Consider the following 26,994-nt stretch of genomic DNA (forward strand, 5'->3'; position numbering starts at 1 on the left):
ACAATGTGGTTGTGGCACTTCATATGTGATTCGAAAAAGGGTGTGACGTGGCCGAAGAGGTATATCGGGTAACGGGGATGACGTGCGGGCATTGCGCGCAGCATGTGACCTCCGAAGTCCAGAAGCTGCCGGGAGTCACCGGAGTCGATGTCGATGTGGAACGGGGCCGGGTCACCGTGCGTAGCGACGCCGGATTGCCGACCGCAGACGTCCGCGCCGCTGTCGAGAATGCAGGGTACGACATGGTCGACGCGTAGCACGCGTCGATCGCGAGTAGTGCCTGCCCTCGATGTGGGGCAGGCATCACCGCGCTCCGATTGCGAGACTATCGGTTTCGGTCTCGTCTCTCTCAGAGAGCAGTTACGGGTTCGTCGTCGTAGACGGTGATGCGCCAGGATTCCGCCGGTTCCGCGGTGGGGTTGTGCAGTGACCGGTGCGCCAGGGCAATGTTGTCCCAGATGAGCAGATCGCCGACGTCGAACTTCTGCAGGTGGATGACGGGATGCTCATCGGCCGGGTCGAGTTGTCCCGTGGCGGAGAGCAATTGCTCCAGTAGGTCGGGGCGCGGCCGTCCGGCGGAGTCCTCGATCGTTTCGGTGGCGCCCTCGGTCACATAGAGCACCTGCTCGCCGGTACGGGGGTGGCGCAACACTGTCGGTTGCCGGACCGGCGGTGTGCGCGTGTCGATTTCAGCGAGAACGTCGCCGATCGGCCGGTAGACGTCGTCGGGGCGAATCTTGAACTTCCGCCGCGGAGTATGGATCGCGACCGTCTCGGATGCGACGCGTGCCAGTTCCGGATCGAGCCGCCGATACGCTTCAACGAGATCGATGAACAGCGTGCCTCGTCGTTCTCTGGGCACCTGACGTGGCGAGATGATCGTCAGGTCGAACGGCCGCGGCATGAATTGATAGTCGGAGTGCCAGAATTGGCCCGTCTTGGGTACTCCAAGCTGACGCCCGCCAGTGGAGACATTCGACGATACGAAGACCTCGGGCACGTCAGGATGGTGGTAGATCGGCTCGTAGTAGAGCTGTGGTGTACCCAGCCTGCGCCCGAACTCGAGCAGCCCTGCGGGATCGAGGTGCTGCTCCTTCACAATGACGATTCGGTGGCGGTAGGCCGCTTGCTTCAACGTCCGGACATCCACATCGGATCCGGGCACGAAACCCTCGGCGATGACACCCATTCCGGGTTGTGGGCTGATCTTCATTGAACATCTCCTGCCGACCGAAGCCTTTCGATGCGCGAGCGAAAACGCCACGACGTCTCCCGAGCAGTCGGGCCGCGACGGTCGAAAGTTCCGCGCTGTCGGCAGATGTGATGTTTCGAACACCAGAGGGGTCAATTCTGCTGTATTCGCCGATATCTCGAGAATCGGCGGGAACTTGTCCAGCACTCGGTCCGACTTCATCTTGGAGATGTCGAAATCGAAAGGCGTTAAAAATGAAGACAACCGATCGCAGGGACAGTGTCGATAGCTTGGAGGTAGCTCACGACACGAATCTGCTCGCCGACGTGTTGCAGCCCTATCGGCCCGACGCCCGCTACCTGCGGCAGATGACTCACCGCTTCGACGGCGAGAAGATCAGGGGCGATGCGGAACTCGCGATCGAGGGTTCGTGCTACATCGACGACACCGGGCATCTCAATGCGGTCGATGCGCTGATCAGCTACAACCAGATGGCCTACCTCACGATCGCGACCTTGATACGACACTCGATCGGCCCAGTCTTCAGCGAGTGGTCGATGGCAGAGTTTCGCCGCCGGCATCTGCCCGACATGGTGATCACGGACAGCCGGTTCACCTTCAAACGCCCGATCGACTCCCGGCGATTCCGCGCCGAGCTGATCTTCGACAGCATCGAGACCTACCGTGTGGGGTCGCAGCAGCGCATCGCGTTGACGACGTCGGTCGACTTCGGCAATGACACCCTTGATGGTTGCCGGGGCGAGGTCCGCGTCGTGATCGTCGGCGAGGCGCGGTGACAATGGACGAACAACTCACTCTCGCAGAACTTCTGGACCCGCATGTCCGGGACTCGCCGGGCAGATGTGCGCTGCGATGTGGTGAGCGCGCCCTGACTTTCGCCGAACTCGACAACGCCGGCGACCGGGTCGCCGCGGCCCTCGGTGCGGCCGGGGTGATACAGGGCGCGCGCGTGGCCTATCTGGGCTCGGAGTCGGTCGACTTCTACGCACTGTTGTTCGGTTGCGCGAAGGCCGGCGCAGTGTTCGTGCCGATCAACAACCGGCTAGCACCGGACGAAATCGCCCATATCCTGGCCGATTCCGGGGCGACCATACTGCTGGCCGATGTTGATTTCCCGTACGAGTGCCCCGATCACCTCTCGGTGGTATCGATCACGGGAGGAGACCTGAGCGAATGGTACAACCAGTCCCCCGCCGACCGACCACATCGTGACATCGTGGCCGACGACGCCGTGGTCCAGCTCTACACCAGCGGAACCACCGGTCGCCCCAAGGGCGTGGTCCTGGCCCATCGGAGCTTTTTCGCGGTGCGAGACGCGCTGGCCGACTCGGGCCTGGATTGGCTCGACTGGCGCCCCGGCGATGTCACCCTGGTGGGTCTTCCGGGCTTCCATATCGGCGGAATGTGGTGTGCGCTGCAGAGCGTGATGGTCGGCGCGACCACCGTGACCATGCCACGCATCGACCCCTCGGCGGCGGTGACGCTGGTGGCCGAGTCGGCGGCGACGGTGATGTGCGTGGTCCCGGCGACATTGCAGTGGATGCTGGATGAGCCCGCGGCCGACGCTACCGCTCTCGCATCGATTCGCAAGATCATCTACGGCGGCGCCCCTATGCCGGACGAGGTGTTGGCGCGGGCGGAGTCAGTGATCGGTTGCGAATTCGCGCAGATCTACGGTCTGACGGAGACGGGAAACACCGCGATGTGCCTGTCACCTGCTGATCATCGCCGCGGTGGTGAGCGGTTGCGGTCGGTGGGCCGCCCGTATCCGGGGTTCGCGGTAAAGGTGATCGGCCGCGACGGCACGCCTGCGCCTACCGGAGTAGTCGGTGAGATCTGCCTGCACACCCCGGCACGCATGATCAGTTACTTCGGGGACCGGGCGGCCACCGGCACCACTCTGGTGAACGGCTGGATCCACACCGGCGACGCGGGCTACCTGGACGACGACGGCTACATCCACCTCAGCGACCGCATCAAGGACATGATCATCGTCGGCGGCGAACACGTGTATCCGGCCGAGGTCGAACGCGTGCTGCGCGAGCATCCCGCGGTGACCGATGTCGCCGTGGTCGGTGCTCCGGACACGCAGTTCGGCGAGCTGGCACACGCTGTCGTCGTATCGCCTCCCGGCGCAGACGTGACGGCCCACGAACTGCTCACCTTCGCCGGACGACGACTGGCTGCCCACAAGGTTCCGGCCAGCTTCGAGTTCGCCGAGGCCCTTCCACGCAACGCGAGCGGAAAGGTCCTGCGCCACCGGTTACGCGAACGTGTGGGCGGACGTCCGGCAGTCGATCGGGGCGGTAGATCGCCACTCGACACGAGTGCCGCGGACCCGACACACAGCGGCGGGGAGCCGAAGATCATGGATTTGACGGTGACGCAGGCCGCGTACTGGATCGGCCGCCGAAATGATGTCGCACTCGGCGGTGTCGCGCCCTGGTGCTACTTCGAGGTCGAGCGCACCGCGCAACAGCTGATCACCGGCGATCCCATGACCGAGATCACGACACTGCAAGCGGCGTGGAACCGGCTCATCGCCGACCACGACATGCTGCGGTTGGAGATCACCGTCGACGGCCGCGCCCATATCCCGCCGTCGCGACCCGAGTATCGGATCGCCCTTACCGACCTCCGCCGACTGCCGGACCGGCAGGCCGACGCCGTCCTGGCAGAATCGACCGCGGAGAAATCCCATCAGGTCCGTGACCCTGCCCAGTGGCCGCTGTTCGACATCACCGCCGCCATAATGCCCGCCGGCGGCCTGCGGATCTTCCTCGGGTTCGACATGATCGCCATGGATGTGCCCAGCTGGGCACTGCTCATGCGGCATTGGCGCGATCTGGTGAACTCCGCCACCTACACGCCACCGCAGCTTTCCTATGTCGAGGCCCGGCAGTCGGCCTCGTACACGCGCCGCAATGGCGACACCGATCGTGACTACTGGCTGGCGCGGATCCCCTCGCTACCATCGGGCCCGGCGCTGCCCTGGACCGAACCACTAGACCGCCTGCAGGACATGCGGTTCCATCGCCACGAGGCCGTCTTTCCCGCCGAACGATGGTCGCGCCTGCACACCATGTGCCACGCACGTGGGCTACATCCGCGGGGGGTACTGCTGGCAGCGTACGGCTTGGTGCTCACTCGCTGGGGTGCCGTCGATCCCTTCTGCATCAACACCGTCGTCTTCGACCGAGACGAGGACTTACCCGCGACGGTGGTGGGCGACTTCAGCACCACCTCCCTCACCCAACTGCCGCCGCTGGACGCATGGCGGACTTTCGCCGACCTCGCCCAGGCAGTGCATGACCAACTCGAAAATGATTTCGCACACCACACATTCAGCGGAATCAAGATCCAGCACGTGATGGGGACGACAGCCGCACCGCGCTACCCGGTCGTGTTCACTGACTGCACGGGCCTGCCCGCCACCGATCCCGTGGCGTGGCTCGGTGACGAGGTCCATGGGGTGTCACAGACACCGCAGGTGGTTCTGGACTTCATGCTCTGGGACCATGCCGATGGCGGTGTGCGGTTGGTTTGGGACGCGGTCGATCGCGCACTTCCCGATCGATTCGTGCCGGGCATGCTGGCGGCATACGAGCGTCTCCTGACCGCGTTGGCGGACGACATCAGTTCTTGGGAACGAGCCGATCTGGGCGCGAATCCGTACTTCGAGACGGTCGCCGCGCTCGAACCAGACGCGCGGCCGGATTGTGGGCCGCTGCTGGCCGATCCGCAGCGGCAACGCGCCGTCATCGATCAGGCCGCGATCGCGGTCGCCGGTACGACGTGGGCGCTGACCCACGGTGAGCTGGCCGCCCGGTCCTCCGCGATGGCGGCGGCCATGGTGCGCAGTGGTGTCGTCTCCGGAGACCGGGTCGCGGTCGTCGCGAGCCGCTCAACCGCTCAGATCGTGGCCTGTTACGCCGTGCTGGCCGCCGGGGCGACACTGGTCCCGCTCGATCCCCAATGGCCGGCGACCAGAATCGCCACCGCCTGCGAGCGCGCCGAAGTGCGCCACGCACTGACCGGGACCGAGCACGTCGCCTCGATGCCGCCGTCGATTGCGGTCAGTGATATAGACCTGATCTTCGAATCTACTGCGACGGAACATGTTCTGCCTCGCTCGTCGCCCGAGGATCTCGCCTACATCATCTTCACGTCGGGATCAACCGGGGAACCCAAGGGCGTGGCGATCGAACACGCGGCCGCTCGCACGACCATCGACGACATGAACGACCGTTTCGGGATCGGACCGGCAGACCGGGTCTTGGCGCTGTCCTCGCCGACCTTCGACCTGTCGATTTACGACGTGTACGGCGTACTCGGCGCGGGTGGTGCCATGGTGGTGCCGGAGCCGGCCGCGGCACTCGATCCGGCGGAGTGGTCGCAGCTGATCGCCGAACACGGCGTCACAGTGTGGAATACCGCGCCAGCAGTTGCGCAGATGCTGGTCGAATACGCCGAAAACGATCCTGTCGTACTCGGCCGGCTGGCGTCGTTGCGGCTGATGCTGCTGTCCGGTGACTGGATTCCGCTCACCCTGCCGGACCGGTTGCGCGCCATGCTGCCCGGGCTGCGGGTCATCTCGCTGGGCGGGGCGACCGAGGCGTCGATCTGGTCCATCTGCTATCCGATCGAGCGGGTGGATCCAGGTTGGCGCAGCATCCCCTACGGCCGCGCCCTGCGCGAGCAGTTCTTCGTCGTCCTCGACGAGGACGGGAGCTTCTGCCCGGTCGGTGTCGCCGGTGAGCTGCATATCGGCGGTGCGGGGCTGGCGCGAGGCTATGTGGGCGACGAGCAGCAGACCGCTCACCGGTTCTTCTACCATCCGGTGCTCGGCGAACACCTCTATCGCACAGGCGATCTGGGGCGCTGGTGTCCGGACGGGACGATCGAATTCCTCGGCCGAGTGGACCGCCAGCTGAAGGTACTCGGCCACCGCATCGAACCCGGCGAGGTCGAGGCCGTCCTGACCGGACTGCCGCAGATCCGGCAATGCCTGGTCGTCGGGCGACGCGGCAAGGACCAACATGTGCGACTGGTCGCATACCTCGTCGGCCGATCGACATCACCGGACCTGGAATCGATCGCCGCCCACGCTCGGGCACAGCTGCCCGCCTATATGGTTCCCACCCGATGGGTCACTCTGGACGAGCTGCCACTGACATCGAACGGCAAAATCGACCACGCCGCGCTTCCCGACCCGTTCGCCGGCGAACCCGTGACCGGAGCCGACGACGCACTCCGCGAACCCGGCATCGGCGCGGCCGAACCCCCGGCCACGCCTGTCACCGACGCCCTGCCTGCACCGGTATCCCACCCGGGCCGAAGGCCGCTGACCGAAGAAGAGCAGTGGGTGGCCACGCTGTGGAGTGAGCTGCTGGAGGTGACGATCACCGAACCCGGCGCGGACTTCTTCGCACTGGGCGGACATTCGGTGCTGGCCACCCGCATGCTCTTCCGGGTGCGGACCGACGGGCACACCGAGATCGGCATGCGCGAAGTGGCAACCCACTCCACGGTCGCCGAGTTCGCCGGATTGCTGGCCGGGAAACGCCTGGACCGCGAACCGGGTTCCCCCCGGAAACTCCCGAAGCCGACCCGTGCGACCCCGGGCGAGCCGTTCCCACTGACCCGTGTCCAGCACGCCTACCTGCTCGGCCGCAACGGGGGAACAGCGTGCTACGTATTCAACGAATTCCGCTGCACGGAAATAGATCTCGATCGATACGAGCAGGCTTGGAGCATCGTGATCGCACGCCACCCGATGCTGCGCACGGTGATCACGACCGACTACCTCAACCGGGTCGTCGATTCCGTTCCGCGCTACCGAATTCGCCGATACGACTTGACCTCGCTGTCCGGCGAGCAACGAGATGCACGCTTGCTGCGGCTGCGTGAGCAGTTGTCACACCGAGTCATCCGCCACGACCGCTGGCCACTGTTCGATGTGCGCGCTGCCGTCCTCGGCGACGGTGAGCTGCGACTGTTCGTCGGTATCGACGCTCTGATCTGCGACGCGAGCAGCTTCTTCCTGCTCGACCGCCACCTACGCGAGGCATATGAGCGACCTCTCGATCGGATTCCCGTTCCGAGAACCGATTTCGCAGCGTACGTCACTCACACCCGCGACCGCCGCGACAGCGCCGCCTACGCCCGTGCGGCCGAGTACTGGGATAAACGCATCCCCACGATCCCCGGGCCTCCTACGCTGCCTACACGACCGGAGACCGACGCTGCCCCCCGTTTCGTCCGCCGCGCTGATCGCCTGTCGTCCGAACAATGGGAAACACTCACCTCCCTCGCTGCCCGACACAAGCTGACAGTGGCCGCAGTACTGCTGACCGTCTATGCCGATGCACTCGCCGAATTGAGTGGCGAGGATCGGTTTTCGATCATGCTCACGCTGATGGACCGGCCCCTCGATCTTCCCGATATCGATCAGGTGGTCGGCGAGTTCACCGCACTGATCGCCCACGAGGTGGATCGTCGCGAGAGCGGATGTTTCCTCGACCGCGCGAGGAGAACCCAGCAGCGCCTGTTCGACGACCTCGACCACCGCGACTACTCCGCGGTCGAGGTACTCACCGACCTCACCGCCCTGACCGGCCGCCGGATCCGACTGCCGGCCGTATTCACCAGCGGCCTGGACGTCGGTGAGATCGTCGGCAGCGAACCCCGGCTGAATTGGGTGGGTCCGGTCGAGTACGGCATCAGCCAGACACCCGACGTATGGCTCGATCACCAGGTGCTGGTCGAAGACGGACAGCTGCACGTCCGCTGGGACGTCCTGGAGACCGTTATCGACGGCACGGCCGCTGATACCGCCTTCGCGGCGTTGATGCGGTCGCTGCGGCGCCTCACCGGCGACCCCGCCGCGTGGACCAGTGACTACGCCGGACCCGCATCGGCCAACACGGTCACTCACCAGCTGACCGCTCTGTGGGCCGACCTCCTCGGCATCGATATCGGCGCGATCGATACGACGCGAGGATTCGTCGCATCAGGCGGTGATTCGGTCTCGGCCGTCCGGCTGGCCAGGCAGGTGCGCAGCTCCTTCGGCTTGTACCTTCCCATCGACGAGATCATCGCACCGGAATTCACCGTCACGGCCCTCGTCTCTCGGATCGTCCACAAGGCAGTGGATACCGTCGCACGGACCGGTCCTGTAACCGATCTGGTCGCACCTGGCACCGACACCGGCCCTTTCGAGCTCACACCGCTGCAACAGGCGTACTGGGTCGGCCAGCAGGATGCCTGGGCGCTGAGCTATCGAACAGCGCACGGCTACGGCGATCTGCGGATCGCCGGCCTCGACGGAGACGACTTGTACAGTGCCGTTGGGCGATTGGTGGATCGCAACCCCATGCTGCGGACGGTTTTCTCCGACAATGGGACCCAGGAGGTACTCGACGGGACGGATCCGAGACTGGCCGAGCTGCCGGTCGATGAGATCGATCTGAGTACGGCCCCGCAATCGGTGGTCACCGAGGAGATCGCGCGCATCCGATCCGACCTGCAGCGTCTCGGGCCGGGACCGGAGCCGTGGTCCTTCCGAATCGTCGCGGTACTGCTGCCCGAGGGGCAGGTCAGCCTGCACGTGGTGTGCGGCCTGCTCATCGCCGATGGCTGGTCAGGACAGCTCCTGGTCGGCGAACTGCTCACCTACCTCGACGAACCCAATGCGATGCTGGCCCCGCAGACCACGCGATTCGGCGACTATGTCGCGACGCTCGCCTACCGCCGCCGAACCCCGGAGTGGGCACGGGACCGACAATGGTGGTGGGACCGTATCGACGACGTGCCACCGGCGCCCGCGCTGCCGCTGGCGGAGCCCGCCGATCGGATCCGGTCCGAACTCATGCAACGGCGGGAAACACAGCTCACCTCAGAGCAATTCGCGGCCATCACCGATCGGTGCCGGGAGCGGGGAATCATCCCGTCGGCAGTCTTCGCAACCTGCTATGCGATCGCCTTGGCCCGCGCCGCGCACCATCGCCATTTCCTGCTCAATGTGCTGTACCTCGACAGAATGGCGCTGCCGGCCGACCTGGACCAGGTGATCGGTCCGTTCGCCACCACCGCGCTGGTCGAGCTGCGACTGCCTCGCTCGGTGACCTTCGCCGAACTGGCCCGACATACTCAATCGGCGACCGCTCGAACCTTCGATCACGCACTGCTCAGCGGAGTCGAGGTCGCTCGCGAGATCGCACGGCGCCGACGCAACACCCGGCCGGTGGCACCAGTGGTGTTCCACAGCATGCTCGGACTGCGTCCACCCGCGCACATGCCGGAAACGGTGCAAATCCTCGACTCCTTCCGCAGCATCCGCACCCCACAGGTGTCCCTGGACCTTCAGGTCGGCCCATCACCATGGAAAGACGACGAGGTCACCATCAGCCTCGACGCCGTGGCCGAGCTATTCGAACCCGGTGTTGTGGATGCGATATTCGACGACCTCGGCTCCACCCTCGAGCAGCTGGCCACCGACCCGGGATCCTGGGACACCGGGATCACGCTACCCACCGCCGAGCTTCCCGAATCGGTAAACGAACACCAACCCTCCCCGGTCGCCGAGCCTCTCACCACACCGACCGAACGCATGGTTGCCGATATATGGAGTGAGTTACTCAGTGACACACCAGGTGTGGGAACCACGAACTACGACCGCTCCACCGATTTCTTCCATGCGGGCGGCACTTCCGTGGCGGCGATAGCGATGCTCCGCAGAGTCCGCGACGTGACCGGCGCATCGGTCGGGGCTCGGCAATTCCTGTCCGCCCCGACAATCGGCGCCCTCGCCACCGCCATCGACATTGCCCCTGCTCACGGCCAGAAGTAGGAGTACCCGTGTCAGCTACCGATGCCCGGACCGAAGCAATCGTCCCACCGACCCGCACGAGGTAACCATCGTCAATATTGCACTGCCCGACATCCGCACGGATCTGCATTTCTCCACGACCGACCTGGCCTGGGTATTCAACGCCCATACGCTCGCCTTCGGCGGCCTGCTACTGCTGGGTGGCCGTGCCGGTGACCGAATCCAGGCCGGGACCCGACCCTGACACCAGTCTTAAGTAGCCGAATACAGCGCATTCGCGAGAATACCGGTCCACGCCAACGTGTCTCCGACGACGATCTCGGCGAACCGGATCTGGTCGGCCGATCGGCCTTTCGGCCGAGGTCGGGGCGGGAGTATTTGCTGCTCCTGGGTCCGGTCGGAATGTCAGGTCCGTTTTCCGCCGGTGCTGTGGGGTCCTTGCACCCCATCCTCGGAGGGAGGTTCGTTCGAGACAGCACATTCGGAGAGGAATTGATGTGGCCGAGGTTGCGGTGGTGACGGGCTCGACTCGTGGCATCGGGTTCGAGACGGCGCTGGCATTGGGATTGTCGGGGTACACGGTCGTCGTGACGGGGCGCTCCGAACAGGCGGCGGTGGCTGCGGCGCGGCTGCTGGGTGAGCGGGGTGTCGACGCGCACGGCCACCGGCTCGATGTCGTCTCGATCGAATCGGTGCAGCGGCTGGCCGATGTCATCGCGCGCGACCATGGGCGGTTGGATGTGCTGGTGAACAATGCGGGTGTCGCCGCCGAATGGGACGCGCCCGGTCCCAGCCGGTATGCGCATCCGGAGTCGGTGCGGCGGACACTCGAGACCAATGTGATCGGGGTGTTCCACACCGTGGAGGCATTGCTGCCGTTGCTTCGGCGCAGCGACTCGGGTCGGATCGTCAATGTGTCCTCGTTCATGGGGTCGCTGACCCTGCAGTCCCGCGCCGATCCGGCCGACATGGTGGTGCCCGCTTATCAAGCCTCCAAAGCGGCACTCAACAGCCTGACCATCACGCTGTCGAAGGTTCTCGCGGACACGAGCATCAAGGTGTTCTCCGTCGATCCGGGATTCGCGCAGACCGACTTCTCGCCCATCAACCGCGCCCAGGCACCGCTGACCGCCGCGCAAGGCGCCGAACCCGTGGTCGAGGCCGCGATGCTGAAGATCGATGCCGCATCCGGCTCGTTCATCGGCCGCGACGGCGTAGTGCCCTGGTAGCTGGCACGGTGATGCCGGAAGAATCAAAGGGCACAGACCATTCTCTGAAACTCCTCACCGATCCTGCTCAGGTGATGCGGCACGCTATCCGCGAATCGGAGGCATCCCCAGAACCGGCCAGCGCCGCCCAGATCGCACAGCTGATCGAGAGGCTGAACATCCGCACGTGACCGAATCCCAGCGTTGCTGGCTAAAACGATGGGATTCGACACTGCCGTCCGCGAGAACATCTTGGTCGTGTTGTCGCACGCACATCGCCGCCAAAGTCGCGCTGTGGCCGAGATAGCGAGTCCCGTGCACTTGGAGCCGGGAAGGTGCCCACCCCGGAGGCGACTCATGTAGTTGCTTGGGTGCGTATCTGTACTACGCCGTGTGATCCGTTGGCCCGCCAGTCGGGTTCGTCAGCCTCCGCGACGGTGACGGTTCCGGCGGCGTCGCCGAACACGGTGTGACCGCTGTCGGACAGGTGCGTGACGGACCAGATCGTGTTGGTGCCGGAGGTGAAAGTAGTGAGGCGGCCGTGATGCGCGCATCAGTCCCGCGACATCCGTTGTGCCGCAGGCGTGACGACGACCGGTTGCCTCAATTCCACGGAAATCTCCCCGGTGGGTGCCGGTTACGGTGAAGTGCACCGCTAAATAGTCGCCGTCTGCGAGGAAGTTCCGCATCTCCCAATGCCAGTCGGGAAAAGCGGTGAAGAGCGGCAAGAATTGCGCCTCAACGGCGGCTGGATCCATAGGGATATTCGATCAAGGTCGTGCTCATGTGCTGGGGAACCGTTGTGCGAACTGGCTTCGGATCTACGACATCAACGAACCCAGCTCGGACACAGAAAGATCTAACGCAACACAACAGAACTACGAGCACAGACCTACCCGAGCGCCGTCGCCATATCACGACGAGATGGCCGCGCGGATCTGGGCGACCAGGGCGTCGAGACGTTGCTGATGTGAACCCTCCCAATAGATTCGGCCGCAATCCGAGCACTGCCGGAAGGTGTCGTAGTAGCAGCGGGTGAGTGGTTCGAGCCGATCGATGATGTCCTGCTTGGCCACATCGGTGACAACGCCGCCACAGCGCAGGCAGCGACTGAACGGCACCAGCCGATCCGCCAGGTCGAGCCGGCGGACGACCTCCACCATCTGCTCGAGCGGATGGTCCGACCGGACGAATACACCGTGGGTCACGGTGCGGCGCTTGAGAAGTCCGTGGTCGCGGGTGAGCAGGATCCGATGCTCGGCCGCGGCTGTCTTCGCCAGTGCTGCGTCGTCGGCTTCCCAGTCGCCGCGGACGTCGAGTCCCATCAGCCGCATCAGCCGTGCGAGCCCGCCGAGGTTGACATCGACGATGAAACGCGGATCGCGCAGCGGGCGGGGACGCACCCGGGTCAGCGGCCCGATATCAAGCGTCTCGAACATCGGGTAGACGACAACCCGATCGCCCGGCTGCAGATGGCGGCCGAAGTCGACGGACTCACCGTTTACCAGCATCAGGTCGACCTCGGTGTGCGGAATACCGGCGGCCTCGACGACGTCCTTCACGGTCTGATGCGGCCGGACCGGCCGCCGCTGCACCGCGTACCGCACACCCGGGGGCAAAAAGTCGTTCAGCTCGGCATACACACGCAGTTCGACACCGGCCGTCATACGACCATTGTCCGGCGGGAGCACCCAGCCCGTCCAGGACAAGCCTAGTTGAGCAATCTCGCGCAGTATCACGTCTCCGTGCGGAAGCCCAATGCCGTTGGCGCCCTGTACGATTAGCAGCGGGGCGGGAACCCCAGGCATGCCTTTTGGCGTGCGCGCGCGATCGTTGTGTGTCAGTTTCTGGCTGACCCACGGATGATCAGGCGGGCGTGGGATTTCGACGGAGGGGATCGCTGGTGGTTCTGGCCACGGGAGATGTGTTCGCGGGCTTCATGATCGAGGAGGTCCTCGGCGCCGGTGGGATGGGTGTGGTCTACGCGGCACGGCACCCGCGCATGGATCGACTGGTCGCGTTGAAGGTCCTCAACGACAACCTGGCCACCGACCGGCGCGCACATGCGGCATTCGACCGCGAAGCCGAGCTGGCCGCCCGTCTGGACCACCCGAACATCGTCACCGTCCACGACCGCAGCGCACCCGGCGATCCCGTGCTGTGGCTGGCCATGCGCCGCATTCGCGGTGGAGACGCCGCCTCCTTTGTGGCCGCGCACCCGGACGGGCTCGCACCTCGGCTGGCGGCGGAATTGATAACCGACGCGGCGGCCGCACTGGACTACGCCCACGCCCAGGGCGTGCTGCACCGTGACGTCAAACCGGCGAACCTGCTGATCGAGGCCGACGCCAGGCACGGCCAGCGCGCCCTGCTCACCGATTTCGGGATCGCCCGCACCTTGGACAGCACGGTCACCCTGTCGGCGATCTCGGCCAGCTTCGCCTACGCCGCCCCCGAACGCTTCGCCCAGGCTCCCGCCGACCCGAGCGCCGACATCTATTCACTCGGCGCCACCCTCTTCCACCTCCTCGCCGGCCGGCCACCGTTCCCCCGCGCCGACCAGGCCGCCGTCATCGGCGCCCACCTCAGCGAACCACCGCCCGCACCCAGCCGGTCCCGGACCGATCTGCCGGTGGAACTCGACGCCGTGATCGCGACCGCGATGGCCAAGAACCCCGCCGACCGCTACCCCACCTGCGCCGCCCTCGCCGAAGCCGCCCGAACCGCGAGCACAGCCCAGATTGCCCACACCACACCGCCTTCCAGGCCGTCCCCCGCAACGCCGAAGCTCCCCGTTCACCCGCCGGACCCCTCCGTCACGTCCGTCACGCGGGATTCCGCCGATATCAAGGCCCAAGCGTCCGCACCACCGGTACCCGTGCCCGGGCCACGGATCACCCGGCGGCGACTGCTGACCGCCGCCGGGCTCGTCGTCCCGCTGACCACTGCCACTGTCGCGGGAATCACCCTCACCGCACGTGAATCCTCGTCACAAGAGCCCCCGAACGAGCCGCCGAAACTGAAGGTGCCCAGGCCGATAGACTCCTTACCCCTCCACCTCGAGACCGCCGTGTACAGGGTGGTGTTCAGTCCCGACAGCAGCATGCTGGCCGCCGCCACCTACGACAAGATCGCGCTGCTATGGGATGCCCGCACTTACGAACCGATGGGACAGCCCCTCGACGGCCACACCAGCGTGGTTTTCTCGGCGACGTTCAACCACGACGGCACCCTGCTCGCCACCGCAAGCGGGGACAGCACGGTGCGGTTCTGGGATCCCCGCACCCAACAACAGGTCGGGCAACACCTCACCGATCCCAGCGGAGGGGTGAATTGCGTGGCGTTCAGCCCAGACGACACCTACGTCGCCACCGTCGGCGACGACAAGGCAACGCGGCTCTGGAACGTCGGCACCCGTGAACAGATCGGGGAATCCCTCGCCACCGCCGCCACCTATGCGGCGACCTCAATGGTGTTCAGCCCCGACGGCACCTTCCTCGCCGCAGCCGACATTGACAGCACAGTGCGATTCTGGGATCCCCGCACCCGCGAACAGATCGGGCAACCCCTCAAAGGCCACACCGATGCGGTGGTTTCGTTGGCATTCAGTCGTGATGGCACCCGGCTCGCCACCGCGAGCTACGACAACACAGTGCGACTGTGGGATACCCACACCCACCAGCAGATCGGGCAACCCTTCCTCGGCCACGCCAACAGGGCGCATGTGGTGGCAATCAGCCCCGACGGCACCATGCTCGCCACCGGCGGTGGGGACAAGACAGTACGGGTGTGGGATGCCCATACTCATCAACAGATCGGACAGCCGCTCGTCAGCCAGGGCCAAGCGGTGTATTCGGTGGCGTTCAGCCCCGACGGCAACTTCCTCGCCAGCGCCGGCGAGGAGGATTTCGTGCGGATGTGGACAATGACCGAGCCCGCGTAGGTGAGTGCATCGCTGCTGTGCAAGCAAGAGTCGTTGCCGCGTTACTGGAGTGGCAGGCCGGGCATGACGACGTCAGCCGAACCTGAATGGTCCGATCTGCCTACCCAGTTGCCCATGTTTGTGTTCCTAGGTGCTCGCACCGGGGCAACTGTTTGACCGGTTCGCCAGTCCGTGATGCAGTTGGCCCACCATTCGAACGCTAGATTGTCGGGCGCGATGGGAGACGGAAGTGGAAGACTCACGAAGCGTTCAATGCCGAGCCCTCCGAACAACCCGATAAAGATATCGAGCGCGTGTTCATTACAAGACAGGCACTCGCGATGGCGTATCACGCTCGACTGGACACGTCGTCGCGATACCTGTGGACGCTGCCGATGTTCCACACCAACGGATGGTGCTTCCCCTGGGCGGTGACCGCCGCAGGCGGCGTCCACCAGTGCCTCCGGAAGGTGAGCGCCGACGCGATCTGGAATGCCGTCGATATCGACGGCGTCACGCATTTCTGTGCCGCACCCACGGTGCTGTCGATGATGGCCGACGTGCGTACCTCCACCAGAAAACCCCTCCAGCGGGTGCGGGTGTTCGCCGGAGGGGCGCCGCCATGGCCGGCGCTGCTGGCGCGGATGCACGACTTGGGAATCGACATCCGCCACCTGTACGGGTTGACCGAGACGTTCGGGCCTGCTGTGGTGTCGGAATGGCAGCCCGAATGGGACGAGCTGCCACCGGATCAACGAGCACAGTTGACTGCCCGTCAGGGCATTGCCAACGTCATCGCGGAACCGATTCGAGTGCTCGACTCCACCGGCGCGGATGTGCCCGCGGACGGAAGCACGCTGGGCGAGATCACCTTGCGGGGCAACGACGTGATGCTCGGCTACTACCGCGACAACGCGGCCACCGCGGCTGCGGCAACGGGCGACGGAAGGTTTCGCAGTGGCGATCTGGGCGTCATGCACCCGGACGGCTATATCGAACTGCGCGACCGCATCAAGGACGTCATCATTTCCGGCGGCGAGAACATCACCTCAGTCGAAGTGGAAAACACCCTGACCGATCACCCCGACATCCTCGAGGCGGCGGTGGTAGGCGCGGCGGATCCCAAGTGGGGTGAGGTACCCGTGGCGTTTGTGACCCTGCGTCCGGGCGCTTCTGTGCGCGAGCGCGAGATCATCGAATTCGTCCGCACCCGGATCGCCCGATTCAAAGCGCCGCAACGAGTGGTTTTCCGCGACCTCCCCAAGACATCGACCGGAAAGATTCAGAAGAATCAATTGCGCACGTGGGCATCCGACGGAACCCAATCGTGACGGTACTGATCGTCTGTGTCAGCGCTCTGGTTGTACGGCGGCCATAGGTCGTTCCCGGGCGCCGAACATCAGTTCAATGCGACGTCATCACGGCTGACCTGAGTCTCCCCCGCTTCTCGGAGGAGAGCAGGATCGGGGTGTGCTCGGGCGTCGGCGGACCAGTAGGGAGCGTTCCACTGGTCGGCGATGACGGCGGCCCTGGCGAAGTGGGCGGCGGCCTGGTCATATCGGCCCAGGAAGAAGGCGAGTTCGCCGAGTGTGTGCGCGACCGGACGCAGGGCCAGCGAGACGCTCTCCACGCCTGCCGGGGGACCGTCGTGGTAGGGGAACAGGTCCGCGTAGATCTCCTCGGCAGCGTCGCGGTCGTTCAGCGCGACGATCGCCATCGCGCGCAGGCTCATGAGAAAGGTGAAGAAGAAGTCCGGCCGGATCGGGCTAGGTGACATGCGGGTACGGCGTGCCTCGTCGCCGCGGCCGGCGGCGTGGAGGGCGAGCACGAGCAGGTCGGCGACCATCGGGCCGAGTGTCTCGTGGAGCGTGCGCACGTCGTCCAGGTGGTCGCCGAGCGTGCCGTCGTTGAGCCGGATCGTCGCCAGCGCGAGGCCGAGGAAACCTGCGTGTACCGATCCGGCGCGTTCCATGCGTTCGGTGGCCTCAACGTAGCGGCGCTCGGCGTCGGCGAACCGGCCCTCGATGAGCACCAGGGTCGCCAGGGCGATCTCGGCGGCGCCGATCGCCTCCGGCATCCGGTAGGCGCGGGCGAGGTCGAGCGCCTCCTCGGTCACGCGGCGCATGGTCGCCGGGTCGTTGGCTGCGGCAGCTTTCGCGGCCTGGTTGAGCAGCCCGTTCACGCGGTAGACGGGCAGGTCATGCTCGACGCCGATTTCCACCAGCTCGCTGGAATAATCCTCCCTCGCCGGGTCGCGGGCCAGGATCAGGAGCGCCGCAGCCCGGAGGCGGGGGTCGGTGGCGAGGTCGAGTGCTTCCCGCGCCGCCGCCATGACCGTCGGATCGTCTTCGCCCACCAGCTCGTAGGCGTACGCGGTGAGGAGGCGGGACCGCACCTCGGGGGCGAGGCCGGTCCGCTTCAGCAGGCGGCGCAGGCGGTCGACGATGGGACGGTCGACCGTGCCGTAGGTGCGGGCCTGCCAGGGGGTTGGCTCGGTCCAGGCGGTGAACGCGGCGATCATCAGGTCGTCGCGGCCGATCGACTCGGCGTACTCCACTGCCTGCTCGCGTGTGTCCCTGGCCGCGGCGACGGCCCCGGCCCTGATCTGCGCGCGCAGCAGTCCGCCGAGCAGGCCGACGCGCTCGTCCGGTTCGTTGGAGTTGGCGACCGCGTCGGTGAGGAGCGCCGCCGCCACGTCGTGGGCGTAGCGCGCCTCGGCCAGCTCGGCGGCCCGCACGCAATAGCCGACTGCCTTCGGCGATCCCGCTCGCGCATAGTGATGGGCGAGCGCCGCGACGTCGCCGGTGTCCTCCAGGGCGGCGGCGATCCGGGCGTGCATCCGGGTGATCCGCACTCGGCTGATGTCGGTGATCAGCGTGTCCCTGACCAGCGCGTGAACGAACCGGACGCGGCCGGGCCCCGGCTCGTCGAGCAGTCCGGCGATGACGCCCGCGTCCAGTGCGTCGAGCACGCCGTCCTCGTCGGAGTCGGCGGCCCGCATGAGCACGTCGACCGAGCTTTCCCGGCCGGCCACCGCCGCCAGCCGCAGGACCGACACGCTGCTCTCGGGGAGTCTTGCGAGCCGGCGCCGCAGCACGTCCCGCACGCCCTCGGGGACCTGCGAGAGCGCGACCAGCGTGCCCTCCCCGTTCAGCAGCCGCGCGCTCTCCCGCACGTAGAACGGGTTGCCGCCGGTCCGGGCGGCGATCCCGGCCACAGTCGTGTCGTCGGCCTCGCACTCGGCGCGCACGAGTTCCGCGACGGCGTCGTCGTTGAGTCCGGGCAGGCCCAGCCGCAGGGGCACGGTGCGGGCGAGGGACCCGAGCGCCTCGGTGAGGCGCTCGCTCTCGTCCGCGCGGTACGCCGCGAGGACGAAGATCGGGGCCCGCGTGCCGACGCCGCCGCCGAGCAGTTCCAGTGTGGCGGCGTCCGCCCAATGGAGGTCGTCCAGGACGACGGCGACCGGCCGGTCGGCGGCGGCTGCCGCGAGCCAGTTCCACACCGCCTGCCGCAGCCGGAACCGCCCGGCCGCCGCGTCACCGTCGACCGGTGCGGAGTCCGACAGCAGCGGCGCCAGGTCGTCCGCGAACTCTCCCGCAGGAACGCTCACGGCCAGATTCCGCAGCGCCTCGACCCACGCCCACGCGGGCGGCGCACTGTCCACCTCGGGACAGCGCCCGGCGGCGACCAGCCACCCGTCCTGTCGGAGTCGCGCGCCGAGGTGCTCGAGCAGCGTCGACTTGCCCAGCCCCGCCTCTCCGGTGACGAGCGCGACGCGCGCCCCGTCGGTGGCGGCCTCCCCGGCTGCCGCCACCAGCGCCGCAAGCTCGCCGTCGCGCCCCACGAATGTTGTCGCACGGGGCCTGTGGTTCGGAGGCGGCGGCGCGCTTGCCCGGTGCCGGGGTGTGTCTACCTGGGACGGTGGGACGGCTGCGCGCAGGACGTCCGTGCGCTGGGTGAGGATCGCCTCTTCCAGGGCCATCAGGTCCGGACCGGGGTCGAGTCCCAGCTCGTCGGCGAAGATAGCGCGGGCCCGGCGGAGCGTGGCCAGGGCGTCGGCCTGGCGGCCGCTGCTCCACAGCGCGAGGGCGTGCATGCGCCAGCCCTGCTCGCGCAGGGGATGGTCGCGGGTGAGGCCCTCCGCCTCCGGTGCCACCGCCGCGGAGTCGCCGAGCCGTAGTCCCGCCGCGACGTGCAGTTCGCGGGCGACCAAGTGCAGCTCGTTGAGCCGGGCGGTCTCGGGGGCGGCCCACGGCTCGTCAGCGACCTCGGCGAACGCGGGTCCCCGCCACAGTGCCAGCGCCTCGCCCAGCCGAGCGCGGGCGTCACGGGGATCGGCGAGCGCACGAGCCTTGTCGAGCAGTTCCTCGAAGCGCCACGCGTCCACCGCCCCCGGCGGCAGCCGCAATGCGTAGCCGGGCGACGCGCTCACCAGCATGCGGGCCGGGGTGCGCGGCGGGCGGCCAGGCTCCAGAAGGCGGCGCAGGTTGGACACGTACGCCTGCAACGACGCCAAGGCGCGCGACGGCGGTTCACCACGCCACAGGTCCTCGACCATTCGGTCGACACTCACCACCTGCCCGCGCGCCGCCACCAGCAGGGCCAGCACGCCGCGCTGCCGCGGTCCGCCGAGGGGAAGGGGTTCGCCGCCCACCTCGGCCGCGAACGAGCCCAATACCCGGATCAAGACCATGACCAGGGCATCGTACGCGCGGCCGCCGCTCCACAGCGTTCCAAGTCGGCTCCAAGTGCCTTCCAAACCCACGGGCGCAGTCTCAGGTACGTCGAACAGAACAAAGAAAGGCAGGAACAGATGAGCGTCAACACCCAGGACATGGAGATCGTCCACCGCGTCTTCCGCCGCGAGACGAGGCTGCTGATCGAGCTCGTCGCGGCGGTCACCCCCGGTGACACCGCACGCGCCAAGGTGATCGCCGACCACTTCCGCGACTACCAGCTGGGACTGAAGAACCACCACGAGGGCGAGGACGAGCTGCTGTGGCCGCCGCTGCTGTCCCGTGTCGATCTGGAGGCGGACATCGTCCTGCGCATGCAGGCCCAGCACGACCGCGTCGCGGCCACGGTGACCAGGCTCGACGTTGCGGTCCCGGCTTGGGAGGCTACCGCCGGGGCCGACGAGCGCGACACCCTCGTGGCGGTCCTCACCGACCACCGGGCAGTTCTACTCGAACACCTCGACGACGAGGAGGCCACCCTTCTTCCGCTCGCGGCCGAGCACCTCACCGAAAAGGAATGGGCCTCCCTGGGCGACCACCTCGTGACCAACACCCCCAAGCTCACCCTGCTCACGCTCTTCGGCCTCGTTCTGGAGGACGCGAACCGGGCCGAGCGGGCCCTGCTTCTCTCCGTTCTCCCCGCACCGGTGCGCGGCATCTGGCACGTCATCGGCCGCCCCCGCTACGCCCGTCACATCCGTCGCGTTCGCGCGGCCCGACCCTGACCCTCCCCGGCACGAGGTCGACCATGGCGTGACCAGGGTGAACACCGAACAGGTTGGTGCCCGACCTTTGGCCACCAACGCCGTGATCGCCTGGACCGCAGGCGTTTCAAGGTCTCGCGGTCGAGTAGATGCGCCGGACGGGCCGGCGCGTCGACGACGAGATCCTCACGCACATCAGCTTCGCGAACATCACTTTCATCGTCGCGATCGAGGCTGCCGGTCATATCACCGACGCCTGCCTCGCTGTCGACGGCGGCCCCGTCTCGGCTGAAAATGCCGATCGAACAAAGGAATTCATTATGCAGTCAATCATCGGCAGCTCCCTTGCCGCTATCATCGGCATCGCAGTCGTCCTCATGGGCTCGAGTTTCTTCTGGGCACCGCAGGGTGCGGTCAACTTCGGTATCCCGCACACCCCCTCCCAGGACCCCGTCCTCCACGCCTGGCTGCACGTCAAGGGCGTCCGTGACATGGCCACCGGGGTGTGCATATTCATCCTGCTCGCCGCCGGCACACCCGCACTGCTCGGCGGACTCATGCTCGCCCTCGCCCTCATCCCGATCGGGGACGCGGCGATCGTGCTCCGCAGCAAGGGGCCCAAGTCGGCCGCCTACGGCATTCACGCCGCCAGCGCAGCCGTGGTGTTGACGGTCGCGACGCTGCTGCTGACCGCCTGAAACCCGGTCACACAAAGCATGCGCGATCCCTGCCACAACAGAATCGGCCACGATCCACCCCGCACGCTGTCATGCCCAGCACAACCATTCGTGAATAGGAACAGAACCAGATCATGAGGATCTATCAGCTCAGGGTATACACCCTATCGACGGCAGATACGCTGGAAAAATATCGGGACATCCACTATCCCCGGCATCTGACAAGCTTCCCGAAATTCGGCATCGGCTTACATGGTCTGTGGACCGACAGCGCCGATGTGCCGAGGCTATATGCGTTGCTGTCGTTCCCCGCGGACGCGGACCCGGCCGTCATCACCGAGCAGTATCTGGCCAGTCCCGAACTGCGCGCCGATATGGAGGGTTTCGACACAGCCGCCATCATCGAGGTGACCGCCACCCAACTCACCCCAGCCCCCGGATCACCACTGCTGTAGACGCGCCGACGTGGGCCGCGCGGCGACCGCGCGGCGTCGACCACTTCTGACGCACGCCCGAGGCCAGCGAAACCTGCTGCCTCCGAGGCTGCTTTGCACTTCGCGATGCGCAGACACAGGTATGGAAGTGTCGACTCAACGATGGATGTATCGAGCGGGTGCGGCCATCGGAGAACGCGCTGTAATCGGCATGAGCGCTCACTCGTTCCAGCTATGGCCAGCGCGAGGTGGCAGTCGAGCGTTTCGCGGATGACGCTGGAGGTCTTGGCGATCCGGGCGACGGGGTAGCGGCGTTTGCCGTGCACATCGGTCTCGTCGCGTAGCGGGCCGGGTCAGATCCCCGCCGGACTGCGAAACCAGGCACACCGCGGCGTGGCGATCGACACCGTCTATACCGGCAAGGTAAGCCCGCACGACCCGCGACGCGACCCGACGTCAATTGTGTTCACCCTGCCCGATTTGCCTCATCAACGCGTCCATGTCGGCATGGTCCCAGACCTCGGCGAACTTGCCGTCTTCGAGGCGATAAAGAGTGAACTCGGAAATAGTCACCCGACGACCGGTTGCCTCAATTCCACGGAAATCTCCCCGGTGGGTGCCGGTTACGGTGAAGTGCACCGCTAAATAGTCGCCGTCTGCGAGGAAGTTCCGCATCTCCCAATGCCAGTCGGGAAAAGCGGTGAAGAGCGGCAAGAATTGCGCCTCAACGGCGGCTGGATCCATAGGGATGTCATTAACCTTGATGGTTGGTGTATAAAATGAAGCCATTCGATCAAGGTCGTGCTCATTACAGCGCTCGAGATAAGACAGGTACAGGGATCGGTGTTCGTCGCGCATGCGTTCTCACCGCCTCACGTGATCGACTCTCCTACCTTCGCAAGCATCTTAGTACTTCAGCGCTCATCCACCTGCCATTCGAGACAGACCCTGGTCACCTCGGTGTCGGCGCCCTCGTTCGCGCTCGGCTATTCCCGCGCCTGTGCGCGTTCTATTTAGCACCGACTCCAGCTGTTTTGGTGTGGCCGAAGGTGAACTCCCGCAACAGTGTTCCTACCGTCGAGGGCGCGTACACACCGGTGAACAACTCCGGCATCCGGCCGTTCGCCGAACCTCGCCGAGTCCTCGTCGAACCTATGGAACAATCGCACCGAAAGTGTCTTCCCGAACTGCTGATGATCCTTACCTGAACAACATTCATCGCGGGTCAGAAGGTACTTTCCCATTTCGACACGCCTTCGCTTCGGACGACGTCGGGTCGGGGCAGAACTGCGGCCGTCAGACGCCGGTATTTGGTTTGACTACACCTCTTGGAAGGCAGGCCGCCATGACCCCTACCACACCCTCGTTCTTCGAGGCACAACTTCCCGCCCTCTTAAGCGGCAGAAGAGACGCACCAGCGTTTTGGATGCTCGATATACTGTGGATTCCGCTGCTAGAGGCCCATCAAACCGGGGGTTTGTTTTCGGTCACCGAGCAGTGGATGCCGAAAGACTCTGGCGCACATACCAAGCACGTGCACAATGTCGACGAGTGGTTTTACGTCCTCGATGGCACTGTCGACTTCGACCTCGAGGGCGATATGTCGTCGGGGCAAGATGGCGACTCTCTGTGGATTCCTCGGGGCACCGTGCACAGTTTCAACGTCACGAGCGAGGTCTCTCATGTACTCAACGGCTATACACCGGGCGGATTTGAGCAAGTGATCAAGGGGCTCGCGAGACCGGCACCGAAGCGTGAGCTTCCCCCGAGGACTGAAGATCTAGCGCCAGAAGATGTCGCGGCAGCGCAGTTCCTGTTCAGCAACTACTGGACCGCACGAGCCGACGACCCCTGGGCGAAATTCTTCGCCCGCTGATCCCACTGAACAACATCGATCATCCCAGTTCAGAAGGCACTTCCCTCATTTCGATACCCCTCCGCCACCGAATTGCGCCGGAGGTAAGGATCACCAGCAGGTTCGGGAAGGAAGCCGAGCACCGCGCCGGCACTGTCAACAAAATCGGCAAGCCCCGCGCCGCAATCCAATGGCACGACATCACCGCAGACGGCCGCTACACCGAACTACACCGCCTTGAGCCCGCCGATAGTTAGCCCGGCGGCCCGTAGCCTGGTCTCGTCCGACGGTGGCTACATCGACATGTCGAGCAGGACACCCTGTCAGTTGCCGAGAACACATGCCGCACACCGGGTTTGACAAACGCACCGTTGACCGTAAGTCTGTCTGCACAGGACGACAGGCAAACGAAAGCAGGGGGTGTCGATTTCGATGACAAAAAAAGTGCCAATCCCAGCAGACGAGCTATTGTTGTGAGGTGATTTCGTGGCAACCATGGATCACTTTTACTCCGGCCTGGTAAAACAGCTATCTGATTTTCTCATCGATTTTTCGGCTGCGCTGAGCAAGCTAGCGTTTGATCTATTCTGGGAGGCTGGCGATATTATCGACGCATTGGCGAGCGCAGCCAAGGCGGTCGTGGATCAGGGTTTGAATCTCGGTGCAGCGCTGATGGCGGAGAAGGGCCTAGTCGATCAGATGAGCAGCGTTATCGATCACCCGAAATCGTACGATAATAATCAGTGGCCCCAGCTCGGGATCGATCTGATATCGATAGACACTCCTAACTCTGAGAAATGGTCTGCGCGGTGAAGGCTTTTCGGTCTGTCGTTTTCGGGGGAGTTATTCTGCTGTCCGGATGCAGCCTGTCTGTGAACGCCGGGACGCCCACCACTCCTTACAGTGAGCACACTCTTCAGGAACTCTGCGACTTCGCCAAGCCATTTTTCATTCTGCAGTCCGGAGCCGTCAATCTCAGGATCGGGCTACTATTGTCAATGCCTATGTCGAGGAAGATTGAAGCGGGAAATGGATGTTTCTACCATCAGTCCGATGAGGAGGGAGGCAGGTACCTCGGAAACACCTATCTGCGTCAGGAGCGCCAGTCACAAACCTCACAGGCCGACGATAGTACAGCCGTTCGACATATAAATGTGGACGGAGTGTCTGTCGCTCAAATGGTTCTGCCTGTACCGGAATTGCAGGATCAGGCGACCACACGCCCGCCATATAAGCTGTTCGCAAAAATTGATGGATGGGAAAGTTCGCTTGTCTTTTACCAGGGCGATGATGCGAGTTCCGAAGCTGCCGCGAAGGTAGTTGTGGGAATGGTCCGCGCCTTGACGGGCTGAGCCTGGATCCACGTGTGTCACGAACACTGAAAGACGTTCCCAGGATCTTGAATGTCAAGCAGCAGCATCTTTCTCGGCATGCTGAGTCCCGCATATGCGTCACGCTGATCTCGCAAACTGAACCGGGAACCACAAACGGTTGCCCCACCGAAGTGACCGGAACCGCAACGACCGAGACCGGCTAGCACAATGCCCCAGCGCCGTTTCAGCGAAACGAGGGGTAAACGTGGAGTCGGTTCGAATAGAACAGGTCAGGCCCGGCGATTCGCAGGGCCTGACCTGTATATCTAGGTGGGCCTAACGCTAATCAATCCGAACCATCCCACAGCCGAAGGGCCGACACTACGGATCAAGCCAGTAGGCACACGCAGAGGGACATTGAAGGCATGACCTGCGGCTTTGTCGGTTCGCTGGTTATCAACGCTCTTCGTGCACCGCATAATCGACGGCGCCCTCCGACGGTCCTACGCGCTGACGCATCGCTTAGAGATCATTGCTGACCGCATCAAGTTGACGCGCCAGCGGTGAGTCGTCGACTGGTAGCCATCCGGTACCGAACCAGTTACCCTTTAAACCAGTGATTGGGGGGTCAATGGACCGGGTCCTCGGCGAACCGACTGGGGCTACTACGCGAACATTTCGCGCCGTCGTTGGTGATCCACATGCGTGAGCACTACAAGCCCTTGTTAGGTGAGCTCTCGGGACGGACGCCGATCGCGCTGAGCGGTCTACCCCACGGTGTAGAGGCCGTAACAGTTCCCGTTCGCCGCAATGGTGAGTCACGCGTGCCGAAGGACCGGCGCGGCCGTGTGAACGTGACAAGGGTGGACCTTGTCCCTTCTGAACGTAAAGCGGTTTTCGCGCCGCCAGATGGCTTGTCGCGTGCTGATTTGGTGTGGACGTTGTCTGCGGGGCGACGGCAGTGGTCGTCGGTGCAGAACCGCTTCGGCGACCGCGCCTTCCTAGCGGCCCTCGACCTTGTCCGGTCTGGTGGCGTTGTGCTGCGCTGCGCGGTCGACCGAGATCGACTTGCGCTGGGTTCCCCAGAGAGTTGGACACTGTCAAGTGCGTGGGTGGAGCAGGCAGACGACGAACTCGCTGAACTCAGACCGCAACGTGACCCCGACGAGGTACGCAGAGAACTCCTTGAGCTGCTCGAAGGCCTTGAGGCACCGCCGCCGCTGGTCGCGGAACGGTCGGTGCTTCGTGCGGTATCCGCTGGTTCGGCCCTCATCCCGCCACCTGACACGACGACTACCGCCAAGAGTTGGGCCACCTATGAGGCCGCGCTGCGCGCCGCATGCACCTGGGCGCGTATGAAGCGGACGCCCGGTGCGGCCGAACTTGCTGGCCTCGCGTGGGGTGACACACACGCCAAGTGGTCCGCTGCACGGTCAATCGTTTTCAGCCAACTCGTCGGTATTGAGTTCTCTCGAGCCGTACAGAAGTCGGACATCACCATCAGGATGCGTGGTCCGCTGGTTTGGCGGCAGGGAAGTGCAATCGCAGACGCGAGCCGAAGCAGGCCGTGGATCGGGTTGCCGTCGGAAGGCGTGCGCCTTGTCGGGGAGATCGAATTCGCGGCAACGGGGATCCTGCTGATTGAGAACGCCGAGACGTTTGAACAGGTGTGCGGGATCGGTGAAATCACCGATTCCTGGTTGTGCCTGTGGGGCCAAGGAAAAGCAGTTGTCAACACGATCGACCTCATTGCCGTATTGCCACCGGTGAGGGTCGCGGCGTGGATGGACCTCGACGCGGCCGGGCTGCAGATCTTTACGATGTTGACCCAACGAATGGGCAGGCCCGCGACGCCTATTGCCATGGACCTGGAGCTGCTGCGGTCCGGTCCGGCCAGAAAGAGAGCGAACGTCGAGGAGCAATGTAAGGCTGAGCACGAAGACAGGCGTCTTGCCGCGAGCTTGAAGGACCGTCTCCCTCACTCGCTGCGCGAAGTGGCGGAACACATCGAAACGACTGGCAAGGCCGTGGAGCAACAGCCCCTCCATGACGTCGTCCTGCCAATCCTCGCCCGTCAACTCGCGGCAGTACGCCAGGAGTAG

19 protein-coding genes are annotated in these 26,994 nt (G+C 65.0%); 14 read left to right on the forward strand and 5 right to left on the reverse strand.

Annotated elements, in window-relative coordinates:
* The first annotated feature begins 47 nt into the window (after positions 1–47).
* Positions 48–257: a heavy-metal-associated domain-containing protein gene (locus LKE06_RS31860; protein WP_228003150.1), complete on the forward strand. Its 210-nt coding sequence runs from the start codon at positions 48–50 to the stop codon at positions 255–257.
* Between the two features lie 92 nt (positions 258–349).
* Here the strand turns inward: LKE06_RS31860 and LKE06_RS31865 are convergent, their stop codons facing one another.
* On the reverse strand, positions 350–1,213 hold the full coding sequence (locus LKE06_RS31865; protein ID WP_228003151.1) for a TauD/TfdA dioxygenase family protein: 864 nt from the start codon (positions 1,211–1,213) through the stop codon (positions 350–352).
* A 233-nt stretch (positions 1,214–1,446) separates the two neighbouring features.
* On the opposite strand from LKE06_RS31865, the gene LKE06_RS31870 reads away from it, so the two are divergent.
* The 4 genes from LKE06_RS31870 to LKE06_RS31885 all read left to right on the forward strand — a co-directional run bounded on the left by LKE06_RS31870 (position 1,447) and on the right by LKE06_RS31885 (position 11,272).
* A complete protein-coding gene (locus tag LKE06_RS31870; RefSeq protein ID WP_228003152.1) occupies positions 1,447–1,989 on the forward strand; it encodes an FcoT family thioesterase in 543 nt (180 codons plus the stop codon).
* A 2-nt stretch (positions 1,990–1,991) separates the two neighbouring features.
* Positions 1,992–10,064, forward strand: a complete 8,073-nt coding sequence (locus tag LKE06_RS31875) for a non-ribosomal peptide synthetase (RefSeq protein ID WP_228003153.1) — start codon at positions 1,992–1,994, stop codon at positions 10,062–10,064.
* Entirely contained in the window at positions 10,039–10,287 is a 249-nt protein-coding gene (locus LKE06_RS33040; RefSeq protein ID WP_228003300.1) for a hypothetical protein, read from the forward strand. The genes LKE06_RS31875 and LKE06_RS33040 overlap by 26 nt, the downstream gene beginning before the upstream one ends.
* A gap of 253 nt (positions 10,288–10,540) precedes the next feature.
* Entirely contained in the window at positions 10,541–11,272 is a 732-nt protein-coding gene (locus LKE06_RS31885; protein WP_227996096.1) for an SDR family NAD(P)-dependent oxidoreductase, read from the forward strand.
* A gap of 401 nt (positions 11,273–11,673) precedes the next feature.
* Here LKE06_RS31885 and LKE06_RS33430 read toward each other — a convergent pair whose 3' ends face one another.
* Together LKE06_RS33430 and LKE06_RS31895 are read right to left on the reverse strand one after the other, a co-directional pair.
* A complete protein-coding gene (locus LKE06_RS33430) occupies positions 11,674–12,009 on the reverse strand; it encodes an ester cyclase (RefSeq protein WP_228003154.1) in 336 nt (111 codons plus the stop codon).
* A 156-nt stretch (positions 12,010–12,165) separates the two neighbouring features.
* Entirely contained in the window at positions 12,166–12,918 is a 753-nt protein-coding gene (locus LKE06_RS31895; RefSeq protein WP_228003155.1) for a Mut7-C RNAse domain-containing protein, read from the reverse strand.
* 236 nt (positions 12,919–13,154) lie between these two features.
* Between LKE06_RS31895 and LKE06_RS31900 the strand changes: the two genes are divergently transcribed.
* Positions 13,155–15,194 carry a WD40 repeat domain-containing serine/threonine protein kinase gene (locus LKE06_RS31900; protein WP_228003156.1) on the forward strand — a complete coding sequence of 680 codons (2,040 nt, stop codon included), beginning with the start codon at positions 13,155–13,157 and terminating at the stop codon, positions 15,192–15,194.
* A gap of 293 nt (positions 15,195–15,487) precedes the next feature.
* Positions 15,488–16,504, forward strand: a complete 1,017-nt coding sequence (locus LKE06_RS31905) for an AMP-binding protein (protein WP_308188470.1) — start codon at positions 15,488–15,490, stop codon at positions 16,502–16,504.
* 68 nt (positions 16,505–16,572) lie between these two features.
* Here the strand turns inward: LKE06_RS31905 and LKE06_RS31910 are convergent, their stop codons facing one another.
* Entirely contained in the window at positions 16,573–20,022 is a 3,450-nt protein-coding gene (locus tag LKE06_RS31910) for an ATP-binding protein (RefSeq protein WP_228003157.1), read from the reverse strand.
* On the opposite strand from LKE06_RS31910, the gene LKE06_RS31915 reads away from it, so the two are divergent.
* From LKE06_RS31915 to LKE06_RS31925, 3 genes are all read left to right on the forward strand, one after another.
* On the forward strand, positions 19,987–20,634 hold the full coding sequence (locus LKE06_RS31915; protein ID WP_228003158.1) for a hemerythrin domain-containing protein: 648 nt from the start codon (positions 19,987–19,989) through the stop codon (positions 20,632–20,634). The two genes, LKE06_RS31910 and LKE06_RS31915, sit on opposite strands and share 36 nt — an antisense overlap.
* 128 nt (positions 20,635–20,762) lie before the next feature.
* Positions 20,763–21,311 (forward strand): DUF4267 domain-containing protein, encoded by a 549-nt coding sequence (locus LKE06_RS31920; RefSeq protein WP_228003159.1) that lies wholly within the window; start codon positions 20,763–20,765, stop codon positions 21,309–21,311.
* Between the two features lie 113 nt (positions 21,312–21,424).
* Complete coding sequence (locus LKE06_RS31925) at positions 21,425–21,745, forward strand: NIPSNAP family protein (protein WP_228003160.1); 321 nt, start codon at positions 21,425–21,427, stop codon at positions 21,743–21,745.
* Positions 21,746–22,180: 435 nt separating this feature from the next.
* Here the strand turns inward: LKE06_RS31925 and LKE06_RS31930 are convergent, their stop codons facing one another.
* The gene (locus LKE06_RS31930; RefSeq protein WP_228003161.1) at positions 22,181–22,582 is read right to left on the reverse strand and encodes an ester cyclase; all 402 of its coding nucleotides are present in this window, start codon (positions 22,580–22,582) and stop codon (positions 22,181–22,183) included.
* A 487-nt stretch (positions 22,583–23,069) separates the two neighbouring features.
* Between LKE06_RS31930 and LKE06_RS31935 the strand changes: the two genes are divergently transcribed.
* From LKE06_RS31935 to LKE06_RS31950, 4 genes are all read left to right on the forward strand, one after another.
* Positions 23,070–23,600 carry a cupin domain-containing protein gene (locus LKE06_RS31935; protein WP_228003162.1) on the forward strand — a complete coding sequence of 177 codons (531 nt, stop codon included), beginning with the start codon at positions 23,070–23,072 and terminating at the stop codon, positions 23,598–23,600.
* Between the two features lie 465 nt (positions 23,601–24,065).
* Positions 24,066–24,392: a hypothetical protein gene (locus LKE06_RS31940; RefSeq protein ID WP_228003163.1), complete on the forward strand. Its 327-nt coding sequence runs from the start codon at positions 24,066–24,068 to the stop codon at positions 24,390–24,392.
* Entirely contained in the window at positions 24,389–24,931 is a 543-nt protein-coding gene (locus LKE06_RS31945) for a hypothetical protein (RefSeq protein ID WP_228003164.1), read from the forward strand. The genes LKE06_RS31940 and LKE06_RS31945 overlap by 4 nt, the downstream gene beginning before the upstream one ends.
* A 662-nt stretch (positions 24,932–25,593) precedes the next feature.
* Positions 25,594–26,994: a Wadjet anti-phage system protein JetD domain-containing protein gene (locus LKE06_RS31950; RefSeq protein WP_228003165.1), complete on the forward strand. Its 1,401-nt coding sequence runs from the start codon at positions 25,594–25,596 to the stop codon at positions 26,992–26,994.

This window comes from Nocardia australiensis, from assembly GCF_020733705.1.
GTDB lineage: Bacteria > Actinomycetota > Actinomycetes > Mycobacteriales > Mycobacteriaceae > Nocardia > Nocardia australiensis.

Excerpts from the sequence above, each read along its gene's own strand:
- LKE06_RS31930 (WP_228003161.1), bottom strand. The coding sequence starts at position 22,582 with ATGCGCGACGAACACCGATCCCTGTACCTGTCTTATCTCGAGCGCTGT.
- LKE06_RS31925 (WP_228003160.1), top strand. The coding sequence starts at position 21,425 with ATGAGGATCTATCAGCTCAGGGTATACACCCTATCGACGGCAGATACG.
- LKE06_RS31865 (WP_228003151.1), bottom strand. The coding sequence starts at position 1,213 with ATGAAGATCAGCCCACAACCCGGAATGGGTGTCATCGCCGAGGGTTTC.
- LKE06_RS31935 (WP_228003162.1), top strand. The coding sequence starts at position 23,070 with ATGACCCCTACCACACCCTCGTTCTTCGAGGCACAACTTCCCGCCCTC.
- LKE06_RS33430 (WP_228003154.1), bottom strand. The coding sequence starts at position 12,009 with ATGGATCCAGCCGCCGTTGAGGCGCAATTCTTGCCGCTCTTCACCGCT.
- LKE06_RS31920 (WP_228003159.1), top strand. The coding sequence starts at position 20,763 with ATGCGCCGGACGGGCCGGCGCGTCGACGACGAGATCCTCACGCACATC.
- LKE06_RS31950 (WP_228003165.1), top strand. The coding sequence starts at position 25,594 with ATGCGTGAGCACTACAAGCCCTTGTTAGGTGAGCTCTCGGGACGGACG.
- LKE06_RS31870 (WP_228003152.1), top strand. The coding sequence starts at position 1,447 with ATGAAGACAACCGATCGCAGGGACAGTGTCGATAGCTTGGAGGTAGCT.
- LKE06_RS31875 (WP_228003153.1), top strand. The coding sequence starts at position 1,992 with ATGGACGAACAACTCACTCTCGCAGAACTTCTGGACCCGCATGTCCGG.
- LKE06_RS31895 (WP_228003155.1), bottom strand. The coding sequence starts at position 12,918 with ATGACGGCCGGTGTCGAACTGCGTGTGTATGCCGAGCTGAACGACTTT.
- LKE06_RS31915 (WP_228003158.1), top strand. The coding sequence starts at position 19,987 with ATGAGCGTCAACACCCAGGACATGGAGATCGTCCACCGCGTCTTCCGC.